Origin of the sequence: Gottfriedia acidiceleris, assembly GCF_036421055.1 — a bacterium.
GTDB classification, from domain to species: Bacteria; Bacillota; Bacilli; order Bacillales; family Bacillaceae_G; genus Gottfriedia; species Gottfriedia acidiceleris_C.
Genome location: NZ_JAZGQS010000004.1, coordinates 344,904 through 359,157, shown reverse-complemented (window position 1 = coordinate 359,157; position 14,254 = coordinate 344,904). Strand labels below are relative to the sequence as shown.

At 32.8% G+C, this 14,254-nt stretch carries 15 protein-coding genes; 1 reads left to right on the top strand and 14 read right to left on the bottom strand.

Annotation, left to right across the window (positions count from 1 at the left end):
• Positions 1 to 37: 37 nt before the first annotated feature.
• Together RAH41_RS08990 and RAH41_RS08985 are read right to left on the bottom strand one after the other, a co-directional pair.
• Positions 38 to 1,336: an NCS2 family permease gene (locus RAH41_RS08990; protein ID WP_331221967.1), complete on the bottom strand. Its 1,299-nt coding sequence runs from the start codon at positions 1,334 to 1,336 to the stop codon at positions 38 to 40.
• Positions 1,337 to 1,704: 368 nt separating this feature from the next.
• Positions 1,705 to 2,004: a hypothetical protein gene (locus RAH41_RS08985; protein WP_331221966.1), complete on the bottom strand. Its 300-nt coding sequence runs from the start codon at positions 2,002 to 2,004 to the stop codon at positions 1,705 to 1,707.
• A 256-nt stretch (positions 2,005 to 2,260) separates the two neighbouring features.
• On the opposite strand from RAH41_RS08985, the gene RAH41_RS08980 reads away from it, so the two are divergent.
• Positions 2,261 to 2,734 carry a hypothetical protein gene (locus RAH41_RS08980; RefSeq protein WP_331221965.1) on the top strand — a complete coding sequence of 158 codons (474 nt, stop codon included), beginning with the start codon at positions 2,261 to 2,263 and terminating at the stop codon, positions 2,732 to 2,734.
• Between the two features lie 121 nt (positions 2,735 to 2,855).
• Here RAH41_RS08980 and RAH41_RS08975 read toward each other — a convergent pair whose 3' ends face one another.
• From RAH41_RS08975 to RAH41_RS08920, 12 genes are all read right to left on the bottom strand, one after another.
• Positions 2,856 to 3,800 (bottom strand): nucleoside hydrolase, encoded by a 945-nt coding sequence (locus tag RAH41_RS08975; protein ID WP_331221963.1) that lies wholly within the window; start codon positions 3,798 to 3,800, stop codon positions 2,856 to 2,858.
• 196 nt (positions 3,801 to 3,996) lie between these two features.
• A complete protein-coding gene (locus tag RAH41_RS08970) occupies positions 3,997 to 5,304 on the bottom strand; it encodes a pyrimidine-nucleoside phosphorylase (RefSeq protein WP_331221962.1) in 1,308 nt (435 codons plus the stop codon).
• A 97-nt stretch (positions 5,305 to 5,401) separates the two neighbouring features.
• Positions 5,402 to 6,220, bottom strand: a complete 819-nt coding sequence (locus RAH41_RS08965; RefSeq protein WP_331221960.1) for a purine-nucleoside phosphorylase — start codon at positions 6,218 to 6,220, stop codon at positions 5,402 to 5,404.
• 13 nt (positions 6,221 to 6,233) lie between these two features.
• A complete protein-coding gene (deoB, locus tag RAH41_RS08960) occupies positions 6,234 to 7,415 on the bottom strand; it encodes a phosphopentomutase (protein WP_331221958.1) in 1,182 nt (393 codons plus the stop codon).
• A 284-nt stretch (positions 7,416 to 7,699) separates the two neighbouring features.
• Positions 7,700 to 8,398 (bottom strand): TerC family protein, encoded by a 699-nt coding sequence (locus RAH41_RS08955; protein ID WP_331221957.1) that lies wholly within the window; start codon positions 8,396 to 8,398, stop codon positions 7,700 to 7,702.
• 326 nt (positions 8,399 to 8,724) lie between these two features.
• Entirely contained in the window at positions 8,725 to 9,471 is a 747-nt protein-coding gene (gene map, locus RAH41_RS08950) for a type I methionyl aminopeptidase (RefSeq protein ID WP_331221955.1), read from the bottom strand.
• Positions 9,472 to 9,761: 290 nt separating this feature from the next.
• A complete protein-coding gene (gene xerD, locus RAH41_RS08945; RefSeq protein WP_331221954.1) occupies positions 9,762 to 10,688 on the bottom strand; it encodes a site-specific tyrosine recombinase XerD in 927 nt (308 codons plus the stop codon).
• 6 nt (positions 10,689 to 10,694) lie between these two features.
• Complete coding sequence (locus RAH41_RS08940) at positions 10,695 to 10,913, bottom strand: YqzK family protein (RefSeq protein WP_331221952.1); 219 nt, start codon at positions 10,911 to 10,913, stop codon at positions 10,695 to 10,697.
• Positions 10,914 to 11,114: 201 nt separating this feature from the next.
• Entirely contained in the window at positions 11,115 to 11,564 is a 450-nt protein-coding gene (locus RAH41_RS08935; RefSeq protein ID WP_331221951.1) for a Fur family transcriptional regulator, read from the bottom strand.
• Between the two features lie 67 nt (positions 11,565 to 11,631).
• Positions 11,632 to 12,282, bottom strand: a complete 651-nt coding sequence (gene spoIIM, locus RAH41_RS08930) for a stage II sporulation protein M (protein WP_069031790.1) — start codon at positions 12,280 to 12,282, stop codon at positions 11,632 to 11,634.
• A gap of 261 nt (positions 12,283 to 12,543) precedes the next feature.
• Positions 12,544 to 13,410 (bottom strand): alpha/beta fold hydrolase, encoded by an 867-nt coding sequence (locus RAH41_RS08925; RefSeq protein WP_331221947.1) that lies wholly within the window; start codon positions 13,408 to 13,410, stop codon positions 12,544 to 12,546.
• A 122-nt stretch (positions 13,411 to 13,532) separates the two neighbouring features.
• Entirely contained in the window at positions 13,533 to 14,219 is a 687-nt protein-coding gene (locus RAH41_RS08920) for a DUF975 family protein (protein ID WP_331221946.1), read from the bottom strand.
• Positions 14,220 to 14,254 lie beyond the last annotated feature (35 nt).

Below are 14,254 nucleotides of genomic sequence, written 5' to 3'. Positions count from 1 at the left end.
AGCGCTGGTTCTTTAGTAAAAGAATCAGCGCTTTTTTTTATGAAATAAAGTTCAATGCAAAACGTACAAAGAATAATGCTGAAATTGCCACCATATACGGTGTGATTTCAGTTTTCTTACCAGCTGCCATTTTAACTAATGGATAAGCAATAAAACCAAATGCAATTCCGTCAATAATACTATATGTTAAAGGGATGAATGCTAAAATTAAGAAGGCTGGTATTGCCTCAGTAGGATCATCCAATTGAATATCTGTAATATGTTTAACCATTAATGAACCAATTATGATTAAGATCGGTGCAATCGCAGATGTTGGAATATATGCGATTAATGGCATAAATAGTAAACATCCTAAAAATAAAAATCCAGTTACAACTGAAGTAAGTCCTGTTCGACCACCAGAACTGATACCTGCACTACCCTCAACAGCTATAACTGTTGGACTAGTCCCAAGTAAACCGGATAAAATGATACCAAACGCAGTTCCTTGAACAACCTTTTGTTGCTTATGCTCTTGGTTCATCATGCTTAATTGACCATGAATAATACCGATTGATTCAAATAATACAACCATCGTTAACGAAAATACTGCAATCCAAAATGGAAAACTCAATACATGAGTAAAGGTCAGTTGTCCGACAACTTCACTAGCAGATTTCATTGTAATTTTTGTTGTATCATGTGCTTTTTCTATTCCACCATGTAAAATAAATGAAATGATTGTACCTAAAATAACTGTAATTAAAAAGTTTGCAGGTACATTTTTAATAAAAAGATAAATCGCAATACCTAGTGTAATAACTGTTGCTAAAACATCCACGTTTGTAAAATTTGCAATCGATACAAACGTACTTTCATTTTTTACAACAATCCCACCAGCTTGAAGTCCGATAAACGTTAAGAAAAATCCAATGCCAACTGTAATTGCACTTTTTAGTGATAATGGAATCGCAGTTGTTAATTTCTTAATTAATTTTGTGAATGATAAAATTGATAATAAGATTCCACTTACAAACACAACAGCAAGTGCTTCTTTCCAATTCATTCCCATTTCTCCAACCATTGTGTAAGTAAACAATGCGTTGATGCCCATTCCCGGAACTAATACTAAAGGTGAATTACTCCATAATCCCATCATAACGCTTCCAAAAAAAGCTGACAAAATTGTGGCAATCATTGCACCTTGGAACGGTATTCCTGCATCATGCAAAATTGTACTATTAACGGACAAAATATAGACAAGTGTTAAAAATGAAACTGCACCTGCAATTAACTCCGTTTTAATGGTCGTACCGCTACCTTCAAGATTAAACTGTTTGTTCAATAAATTTTTCAAAGAAATTCCTCTCTTTTAGTGTCTCCCTCTCCCACCCATGCAACAAAGCACGATTACTATTATACTAAATTTAATCAAATAATTAAACAAAGAAAATTATTTTCTTTAGAGTTTAGATTATAAATCCTTCACGATGACAACAATACAAATAGTTTCTCACCTTATAAACACTTAAAGTTATTTTAATGTTTCGTTTATGGAAATCTTTTTTTGATGAGCAAGTTGTACTAAAAAATTACTGGATTCATTTCCGAAATACATGGGCATGGGCCAAAGACCTCATCAAGATGTTAAACAACAGCTTAGGTCCTTGCTGCCCGGATGAATGAGCATCTCTTGTACTGATCCGCGTACTTGAAAAAAATATCTTAGGCATTTCCGTAATAATCAGCTACATAGATAAAACCTTTTTTTCTCAGAATATAATTTTCTTCATTTATAGAATAACATTTTGCGTGTTCATTTTTTAAGTATTCCTTATCCCCCTGATTATGTTCTTGGTCATCTGCAATTTCTGACTTAACGGCTAGAATAGGATGTCCATTAAAAAATACATGAGTCCTTAATGCAATAGATGGTGAAGAATGTAACACAAAAAATAATATGAATGGTATTAATATTACCGGACTAAACAACAGAATTATTTCTTTCCACGTCGTTTGCCTCATCTTTACACCTCTTAGTTTCACTATTTATTTTTCTTTCTATCGTGATAATTCGCTAAAAACTTATTAACTCCTTTGTTCGACAATCACCCTCTATATAAAATGGATTGCTGATCAAATAGTAGAACTTATGTATCTAAAAGTGCATTAGTTGTAAACCTATTAGGTTAAAACAAGATAAAGGTTCATTAATTTTTGCTATATTTTTTTAGTTTCATCTCGTAAGATGGAACTAGAGAATGAAATTAGGAGTGTTTTTTTGAAGGAATTACTTAAGAAAGTGTCAGCAACAATTGGTTTTACAATACTAATTACCTGTCCCATTATCTTCCCAATGTTATTTTTTTTATTTGGAATGTCTACTGACTCCGATGGTACTGGGGCTGGTAAGGAATTATCAGGAGCTTTTTACTTTACGATGTACTTGTTAGTATATTTTATTGCTATCATATTGATAACTTCTATTATTACTAAATTGATAATCAATAAAAGTATTGTATTTAAGCTTATTAGCTGTACTGTTTTGTTGTTTTTACCCTTTATTTTACAGAGATTTTCACACACTGAAATGTATGGCTTCCTATTCATTCCAATAGGGGTTATCTTTTTAATCACTTTAGCAATTTACAACAAACTCGATACGTGGAAAAAGCCTTTTGTATGGTTTTTAATCATCTTTCCATATATCATTTTTGCACTTATGTTATTAGGAAGCTTAAGCTTAAGTATTTAAAAAATAAGAATTCAGTAATTAGAAAAAACAAACCCTTGCATAATATTATGCAAGGGTTTGACAAAAGTAGCAATAAAGTTAAAGTTCTAATAACTTGTTAATACCACTTTGAATCATTAATCTAGAATTTCTCCCCAGTCATAACTGACATAAAATCTTTATAAAACCCTTCATAATCTAAGCCTACTGCGATAGATTGTTGAGGTCTCCCATCAAATTTCTCTGGCGTATCTGTAACACGAAAATCCGCAATACTTTGACCTCTAGACACATCGGTCGCATCAATTACAACAGCCGATTGATAGAATTTAAATAGATCGCTACGAATGACTGCCATGAGAGTTACCACATCATGAACTGGACTCCCTTTTATGCCGGGTACTTTCTTTTGATAGAAGTTGAAATAATAGTAATCCAATAATGGTTTTACAAGATCCGTTTTACCTTTAGAATGAATATAATTGGCCATTGAAGGAGTAACTATGGCATTTTGCGTTACATTTAATGGGAAAATATATGCTCCTTCTACATACTTCATTACGATATTGGCTGCGATGGGATCTCCATGAATATTTGCTTCTGCAATTGGTGTTACATTTCCTGGATATAGAAAGGCTCCACCCATGATATAGTAAGATTTCACACTTTTCATTAGATCTTCGTATAAGATAAACAGGGTGGCTAGCGAAGTTAACCTTCCAGTATTCACAATAATTAGTTCATGCTTATACTGCTCAATCAAATCTATAACTTCACAAAAGTTTTCTAAGTTCTCCAACTTTAAACCTGGATCGATTGGACCTAAACCGAACGGACCATGTATATCAAGGTAATAGGTTGGGACCTCCCCCGTCATTGGCTTCTCAGCACCTCCATAGACTTTAATATATTCTTTTCCTGACCTTTTAAGTAAAAACCGAACATTCCTGGTCGTTTCTAATTTAGATACATTCCCATAATCCGCTACAATCCCAATGATGTCTATCTCTTCTGTTAATCGTGCATAAACCAAAGCGATCGTATCATCTATACCTACATCACCGAAGAATAACACTTTCTTTCCCATTAGTTTAGCTCCTTTTATATCAAAACTTCGGAACATTCTTATTAATTATTCCTTTGATATAATGGTATGTTGTTATCTTTTTGAAAATTATAAAAAAAATAGTATCTTACTATCTTCAAAAGTTACCTGTTATTTTTGTTTAATTAGAAGAACAAAAAAAGCTATTCTCTTCACTGAGAATAGCTTTTTAAAATTATTATGCTTCCATAATTAAATCATAAACTAATGTAGGCTCTTCTACTTTTTCTGTAGAAATTTTAATGTTTTCTAGTAAGTCTTTTTCAACTTCACTAATATCTTCTGTGCTTGAATAGACAGTAACTAATGATTCGCCTTTTTTAACTGCTTCTCCTACTTTTTTGTTTAGCATTAAGCCAACAGCTAAGTCAATAACCGATTCTTTTGTTGCACGTCCTGCGCCTAATTTCATAGCTGCTGTTCCAACAGCATCAGCGACGATTTGTGATACATAGCCATCTTGCTTAGCTACTACTTCTTGTACATATTTAGCTTGAGGTAGTTTTGATGGGTCATCTACTACTGAACCGTCTCCACCTTGAGCTACTAAAAATGCTTTAAATACTTCTAAAGCTTTTCCGTTTTTCATATTTTCTAGAAGTTTAGCTCTAGCTTCTTCTAATGTTTCAGCTTTTTTAGCTAATACAACCATTTGGCTACCTAATACTAAGCATAATTCTTCTAAATCTTTTGGACCTTCACCTTTAAGCGTGTCAATTGCTTCTTTCACTTCTAATGCATTACCGATCGCAAATCCTAATGGTTGACTCATATCAGAAATAACTGCAACTGTTTGTCTTCCAACGTTGTTACCAATCTTAACCATCGCTTTAGCTAAATCGCGTGCATCATCTATATCTTTCATAAACGCACCTGCACCAGTTTTAACATCTAAAACAATTGCGTCTGCACCAGCAGCGATTTTTTTACTCATAATTGAACTTGAAATCAATGGGATTGAGTTAACAGTGGCTGTTACATCACGTAGTGCATATAGCTTTTTGTCAGCAGGTGTTAAATCTCCTGTTTGTCCGATAACGGCTAATTTAATATCATTTACTTGTTTAGTAAATTCTTCTTCTGTTAATTCAACATGAAAGCCTTCTACAGCTTCTAATTTATCTATCGTACCACCAGTGTGACCTAATCCACGTCCACTCATTTTGGCAACTGGAATATCTAAAGAAGCTACTAATGGACCTAATACAAGTGTAGTTGTATCACCTACTCCACCTGTTGAATGCTTATCAACTTTGATTCCTTCAATGTTAGAAAGGTCAATTGTATCACCAGAATGTACCATAGCCATTGTTAAATCACTATATTCCTTTTCAGTCATACCCTTTAAGAAAACTGCCATAGCAAAAGCACTCATTTGATAATCAGGTACACTACCATCAGTAAAACCTTTGATTACAAAATTAACTTCTTCCGTTGTTAATGTTTTTCCGTCACGTTTTTTTTCGATTAAATCTACCATTCTCATTTTTAAAACGCCTCTTTCTATGTTGAGTATAATACTTTTAATGAAAAGTGACTTCCACATAATGTAGAAGTCCTTTTATAATCGTTAACTTTTGGAATTAACCGATTTTACGAATAATCTCTTTTACTAATGATAAAAATGATGCTCTTACTCTTTGTGTTGTTTCAATCACTTCTTCATGGTTTAACGGTTGATCTAAAATGCCCGCTGCCATGTTTGAAATACATGAAATTCCAAGTACTCTTAATTCAGCATGACGTGCTACAATTACTTCAGATACAGTTGACATCCCAACAGCATCAGCACCTAATGTTCTAAACATGCGAATTTCAGCTGGAGTTTCATAAGATGGTCCTGTCAGTGCAGCGTAAACGCCTTCTTGAAGTTTGACATCTACTTCATTAGCAGCATTTTTTGCAATTTCTCTTAATTCACGGTCATATGGATAAGACATATCTACAAAACGAACGCCTAGCTCTGGGTTATTTGGTCCAATTAGTGGACTAGTACCAGTAAAATTAATATGGTCTGTAATTAACATTAAATCACCAGGTTCGAATGAAGTATTAACTCCACCTGCAGCATTCGTTACGATTAATTTTTCGACACCTAATTCTTTCATGATACGAACAGGGAATGTAACTTTTTCCATGCTATAGCCTTCGTAGTAGTGAACTCTTCCTTGCATTGCTACAACTTCAATACCGTGTATTGTCCCAAAAACGAGTTGTCCCTCATGCCCTTCTACTGTAGATGTAGGGTATTCAGGAATCGTATGATACGGTATTTTTTCTTGGTTTTCTATTTCATCTACAAGAACTCCTAAACCTGATCCTAAGATCAATCCAATTTTAGGCTGTCTGTCAACTTTACTTTTAATAAAATCTGCGGCTTTATCAATATTTTCTTTATTCATATGTAACTCCACCTTATCTCAATTTTTCAAAAAAACTTGATCCATGTGATGGCATTTTAATGTTAAAGTTTTCTGCAATAGTTGCTCCAATATCAGCAAAAGTTTTTGGTATTTCTAATTCTTTACCTTCTGAAAACTGTTTACTATAAACTAGTAATGGAACATATTCTCTTGTATGATCAGTACCAGTATAGGTTGGATCATTTCCATGGTCGGCAGTAATCATTAATAAATCATCTTCTTTTAATAAATCAAATACTTCCGGTAATCTTGCATCGTATTCTTCTAATGCTTTACCATACCCTAGAGGATCTCTTCTATGACCGTATACTGCATCAAAATCAACTAAATTTAGGAAGCTTAAACCAGTGAAGTCCATTTTTAATGTTTCAACTAATTTATCCATACCGTCCATATTTGAAACAGTACGTAATGCTTTTGTAATTCCTTCGCCATCGAAGATATCAGCAATTTTACCGATTGAAATCACATCAAAATTTGCATCTTTTAACTCATTCATAACAGTACGTCCAAATGGTTTTAATGCATAATCGTGGCGATTTGGTGTACGCTTGAAGTTTCCAGGCTCACCGACAAATGGTCTCGCGATTACACGACCAATCATGTATGGATCATCTAATGTTAATTTACGTGCAATTTCACAATAACGGTATAAATCTTCTAAAGGAACAACCTCTTCATGAGCTGCAATTTGTAAAACAGAATCAGCAGATGTATAAACGATTAAATCGCCTGTTTTCATATGCTGTTCACCAAGTTCAACTAATATCTCAGTTCCAGAAGCAGGTTTATTTCCAATTATTTTACGATCAAAATGGGTTTCCAATTCGCTTATTAATTCTTTAGGGAATCCATCAGCAAAAACTTTAAATGGCTTATCAATGTGAAGACCCATGATTTCCCAATGTCCTGTCATAGTATCTTTTCCAACTGATGACTCTTCCATTTTTGTATAATAAGCAAGTGGCTTTTCGGCCTTTGGAACCCCTTTCAATTCTCTAATATTACTTAAACCTAGTTTTGCCATGTTCGGCATATGTAAACCATTCATTTCTTCAGCAATATGGCCTAGTGTATCTGAACCAACATCATTAAATTTTTCTGCATCAGGAGCTTCACCGATCCCTACAGAATCCATAACAACGAGGAACACTCTATTAAATTTTCTATTCATTTGTTTTCCTCCTAACTCATCGAAACAAACTGAAACCTAAATGATAGCGTCAGATGTCTGACAACTAAAGTATACTTATTGTCCTAATTCTTTTCAAGAATTATATTTTCCAATTTGTGTCTATTGATACTATAATTCCCCAGATTACTCTTAATTTGACATAAATATTTCATAATTTTTTTCTTTTTTAGTCGCTAATTAAAATGATATGCAAAATTTCCTCTTACATACTGTATTTACAAAAATAAAAAGCCCAAGCTTACTAGGCTGGGCTTTTTAGTGTATTATGCTGTTTGATTTTCTGAACTTGCAACTTGATGTTTTTGTGCTCTTTTAGCAACTATTGTACCAGCTACAATTACGATTGCAGTCATGACAACTTTGAAAACTAAAATAATTGTATGATTTTCAAAAACATCGTTAATCATTTTTTCATGAGTAATCATACCAGCTGCAGTCCAAGCTAAAATACCTGAACCAATTGTTGTAATAATTGGATATTTGTTCATAACTTTCATTAATAATGAGCTTCCACCAACAATAATTGGAATTGAAATTAAAATACCAATTACGATTGCAACTATGCTACCATGTGATACACCAGCTAAAGCTAAAACATTATCAAGACTCATTAGAGCATCCGCAATGATGATCGTTCGAACTGCTCCCCATAGTGTTGCACCACTTTTAACTTCACCATGTCCTGAATCATCGACTAATAATTTAAAAGCAATCCATAATAACATTAAACCACCGACTGCATAAATAAACGGAATTTTTAATAAATACACGATTACTGCTGCAAATACGATACGTAGTCCTATTGCACCTAATGTACCAAATAATACTGCTTTTTTCTTTTGGTCTGCTGGCAAGTTTTTCGCTGCTAAAGCGATTAGGATAGCATTGTCACCACTTAATAACAGGTCAATAAAAATTACATTCAATAGTACACCAATACTTAATCCGTCAAATAAATCCATGACTGTTCCCCCTTATGAAACTACTATTTTTAATGAAACAACCTGTACTCTGTGACTACAAAATAAAAAGACCTTTGCCAATAGTTGTAGTTCTACGGCAAAGGTCTTGCTGAGCACACATATGTATGCCAACAAAGCCGATGAGAATTTCTTCTCATGTAATGACGACTTTGTTTCAGGATCTCTCCTGACGCTACTCCCCTTTGGAGTATTCGATTGTTTATTAATAATATAATAGTATTCTAGCTAGTCCATTATGTCAATAGATTTTTAATTAGTTTTTAATTATCGTTTTTATGTCTACATTTTAAATATAAATAATTAACTTATTGCATTGTCAATATCTTTGGTCCATCACTTGTAATCGCTAAAGTATGCTCATATTGTGCTGAATTTTTTCCATCTCGTGTTCTTGCTGTCCAGCCGTTTGAATCCATAGTTGAATGCCATGATCCTAAATTAATCATTGGTTCAATCGTAATGACCATCCCTTCACGCAGTCTTAAACCTTTACCTGCCATACCGAAATGAGGAACATATGGCTCTTCATGAAGAGTTGGTCCGATGCCATGTCCTGTAAAATCACGCACAACAGAATAACCTAATGACTCAGCATAAGATTGAATCGCAAAACCAATATCACCAATACGGTTTCCCACTACAGCTTGCTCTATACCTTTATACAAGCATTCTTGGGTAACTTTTAATAAATCTTTATTTTCTTTAGCTATATTTCCTACACCGTAAGTCCAAGCCGAATCAGCAAGCGCACCATTTAAATTTACAACCATATCAATCGTTACAATATCTCCATCTTTTAATGGTTTTTTACGAGGGAATCCGTGGCAAATCTCATCATTAATTGATGCACAAGTTGCATATTTATATCCTCGGTAACCTTTTTGCTCTGGTTTCGCACCATTTTCAGCTAAAAACTTTTCTACAAATTGATCAATTTCCCAAGTTGTAATTCCTGGTTTAATCATTTTTGCAATTTCCTTATGTGTAGCAGCCAATAAAGTACCTGCTTCATTCATTAAGTTAATTTCACGTTCAGTCTTAATTGTAATCATTTATTTCTTTCATCCTCTCAAGTAACCTAGTTTTTAGTTCATACATGATTATTTTAATATAGTATGCTTTTCACATTATCACAATCATTTTACAAGAAAAAAGAGCTTAATTTAAGCTCTTAAAGTGTTTAGATTATGATTTATAATCTGAGGTTCAGACTGATTTGCAAGCGCTTGTCTTTCGAGGCGCGAAGCCTGATGAGGAGCGGAGTTACCTTTGACGGTAATTTCGCACCGAGGGAGGCAGGCGAAGCAACGAAAAAAGCGAATGTTTGGCGGGCAGTCTGAAATTAAGCTCTTGGATGAAACTCTTTATAAACATCCTTAAGCCTATTTTTCGTTACATGTGTATAAATTTGTGTCGTAGATATATCTGCATGTCCTAGCATTTCTTGTACCGACCTTAAATCAGCGCCATTTTCTAATAAATGTGTTGCAAAAGAATGACGTAAAGTATGCGGCGTTAATTCATGTTGAATATTTGCTTTTTCAGCTTGTTTTTTTAAGTTTTTCCAAAATCCTTGTCTAGACATTCTATTTCCATGATGATTTAAGAAAAATGCATCATTATTTTTTTTACCCTTTAATTCATTTCTTGCTAATTTTAAATAATTTTCAATTGATTCAATTGCAAGTTTACCTAACGGAATAATTCTTTCTTTACTACCTTTACCTAAACATCGCACAAATCCCATTGTTAAATTAATATCAGATAGATTTAAAGATAATAGCTCTGACACCCGCATGCCAGTAGCATATAACAATTCTAGCATTGCCTTATCTCTTAAACCAAATGTAGAAGAATCAGGTACTTCTAATAAAGCCTCTACTTCCTGTAGTGATAATACCTTTGGAAGTACTTTTGGGGCTTTTGGAATTTCGATTAATAGTGAAGGATCGTCTTTCATCCCATCAACCTCACGAATTAAAAATTGATGAAATGAGCGAATTGTTGCTAATTGACGAGCCATTGTTCGAGCCGTTAAATCTCTTTCTTTTAAATATTTTAAATAACTTATAATATGTAACCTAGTTATATATGCGAGACCATTTATATTTTCAACAACGTCCAAATATTTTCCGTAGCTTTCTAAATCCTTACCATATGATAGAATTGTATTTTTAGATAAACCTTTTTCAACTTGGATAAAATGGATAAAATCCTCCGTTGCAAAATCAAATTCTTTTTTAAAAGGTGTTTTATCAGTCGTTGTCACATTTCATTACTCCCCGTTTTGATAAAACCGTACCAACTGGTTAAAAGCACCATCCTTTTGATGAGTGTCCACCTTTAACATTGAGCCTTCTGGTCGGTCATATCGATGCATATTTTCATATTCAGAATGAATCCATTGAATAGCAAAATAAAATAAAATTGTACATGTAATGAATAAAATTGTAACTTTTATTACATTAAAAACAATACTTGCTCTTTTTTTCATATGACCACCACCTTTTGCTAGAAGTAAAGACATCATTACTACATACTATGCAAAAATAGGACAAATCATACTTCAAAAAACCAACATTAATCATTCAGTGTCATTTTTAGAACATGAAAAAGAGCAGACTCTTTTTATTGAACTGCTCCGTTTTTTAAGAATCAAAAATAAAATGATTTTAATTAAATTAAAATCATTTTACTACTCTTCGTTTTGATCATTGCAACGATGACACACACCATGAAATGATAATCGATGATCTTTAATTTTAAAATTCCAACGTTCTTCAACTGTCTTTTCAACTTCACTTAATAGATTTTCATGAATTTCATCTACTGCTCCGCAAACCGTGCAAATTAAATGATGGTGAAAATGTTGTGCACCTTCATGTCTTAAGTCGTATCTTGAAACGCCATCACCAAAATTTATTTTATCAACAATTGTTAACTCAGTTAGTAATTCTAACGTACGATAAACAGTAGCAAGTCCAATTTCTGGCGATTTTTCTTTCACTAGGAGGTAAACATCTTCTGCACTTAGGTGATCTTCTTCGTTTTCTAATAAAACACGAACAGTAGATTCCCGTTGTGGTGTTAATTTGTATCCTGCTAAATGTAGTTGTTTCTTTATTCGTTCAACTCGTTCTTCCATTCTTTTCACTCCCTCGCCACTTGATAATAATTATAACAAAGAAAGAGAAAGTGTCAAAAATTATTTGTTAATTTTTTGAAACAATTATTTCTGAAATGGCTTTTAAAAAATATGTTGAACCATATGCTTCAATAATACTTGCAATACTTAAGCAAACTGCAACAACTCCAAAGACAATAGAATACGAGACTAGCTGTTTCATAATTGGTTCATTATCATTTTTAATAAATTGTTTTCGAATCATTCGAATAGATAGCTGAACTGCTAAAACTGTTAATAATATATATAATGGTAAAACGATAACATTTTGTGGAAAAACAGAAGAAAATGCTAATAAAATACCGTGCCAACCTAATTGATTGACTAAAAATCCAACTGTAAATCCAACTACCAATCCTTTCATAAATAATAAAATAAGAATGATTGGTAATCCGATAATTGAGATCCCTAAAACCCAAATCAATGCTAAAAACTTCAAATGAGAGGAATAGCTAGAAAGGAACACTTCATTTCCGCTAATATAATCACCATTATTAACTTGTCCAAAAAAATGTGTGATAAAGGATAGAATATCCTGTTTTTGACTCACATTCATACTATTTACGATGACTGCTCCAAATACTACACCAAAAAGTAAGATCACACTAACAAAAATATAGAGTGACAAATAATCTTTAACATGTTTTTTCATCGTTGATTTGACTGAGCTTCTTGTCATGATATCATCTCCTGGACTATATTCTCTCTTCATTTTATGAATGGACAAGTAATTTATTCTATTAATTTATAAAAGTTGGAAAATTAATAATTAAGGATAAGTGACTCTTGTTCCTATATATATGGTGAGAAGTGATGATTTCAGTTCCAGGATGCTCGCTTTTCGTGGGGGCAATCATTTGATCGAGTAATGAAATGATTTTCACAAAAATTCAATATAAAAAAGCTGTTAAAGTCAGGCAACGACTAAAACAGCTTTGTTCTAATTTAATAATTCAATTTGTTTTTTTATAATATCACCAATCGATTTTGCATTTTCTACATTATTTCCATAAATAGTTGAATGTGTGTAGCCTTCTAATGTTTGACGGTTACCTTGATTGGTTGTTTCACAATATTCATTATGATACTTTTCAACTTTATGTAGTAATTCCTTTTTTTTCTTCAGATTAAGCTGTAATCCACTTTGATTTGAAGCTGTTAATACTAGTAAAGGAATATTCATTTTAATTTTCAATGCATCCTTAATACGTAAGTTACTATAATTTAAGTTTTTCCACTCACTAACAACAGTCTTCCAATGCTTATAGCTCTTAATTGCGCTAATCATTTCGAACTGATTATCTGGGGCAGTTTTCATTATTTTATTCATTAGCTTATTTGGAATAGCCTTAGTAAGATGAAATTGGTTCGCAGTCTTCATCATGACCGCAAATTGATATAGTAACTTATCATATAATTTCTGCTCATGTTCCTCTAGTGTCGGATGTGTTGGATCGAGTAAAATCATTGATTGGATAGCATGTGGAAAAAGCCTAGACAATTGGAAGACAATATATGCCCCTAGAGAATGCCCTACAGCAATTAATGGACTTTTAATATTTAATGCTAATAAAATATCATAGCATTCAAAAGCCTGTTGCTCTGTTGATCTTTCTGTTGTCCATATTCCACTTTTTCCATACCCTAATCGATCGTATGTTATAACTTTGGCATATTTACTCAACTCTTCTTGTAAATACTTCCATTGATGAAGAGTATGCATCATTCCACATTCTAAAAGAACTGTGACTTTTCCATCCCCTTTAACTCGAACGTGATATGTGCCAAGCTCACCATAAACAAACAATATTCTCACCTTCATCGTAATTGATTAGTTGTCTTATTGTATTCATTTTTCCCGATTTCTATTTTATCATTAAAAACGTCAAAAAAGACGTTAATAAAATTAACGTCTTAGTCGTTAGATATTTAAATTGTTTCCTTTTTTTCTTCATAGGCTACTTTTACTTCCTGATAAAATTGAGCCTGGGAAGCATAATAATATGGTCCTACATAGAACAATGCAAGCCCAAAAGTGATAATGACTAAAAGACCCCAACCGATGAATGAAAGCCCTAGTAAAAACAATTTCCATTTATATCCATCCATCATTCTTCTGCTTAGTGTAATTGCATCCAACGCTTTCATTTCTGGATAATCTTTTAAAATATAGCCAACTTGTGAATAAGAGAGTCCTTTTATAATTCCAGGAATTATTAGTAAAAGAGTCCATAATACTGTAAATAAAGTTACAAAGAATCCAACTAAAAATGCTCTAATAAATTGGGGTCCACTTATAAAATAGTTAAATAAGTCCGATATGTTTTTTTCTTCATCACGAATCAACTTTAAAAAGTAACTAATTAATCCATAACCAAGTAATGTATTAATGATTGCAGATATAACATCAATTACTGTAAGTACTCCACCTGGAATTAGTTCTTGCTGTTTAGAACTTGGAAATATAGTTCCTGTGTAATGCTTATCTACTGGTCCATTAAGTAACATATAAATAAGTCCTTCTAAAATACCAAAAACTACTAGCGTTAAAATCGCTTTTCCCCAATTACTGGATAAATGATTTTTAGCTGTTTTTTTAACTGATGAAATTCTCATCTACTCATCCTCTCAAAAAATGTCTTTTATTTAAG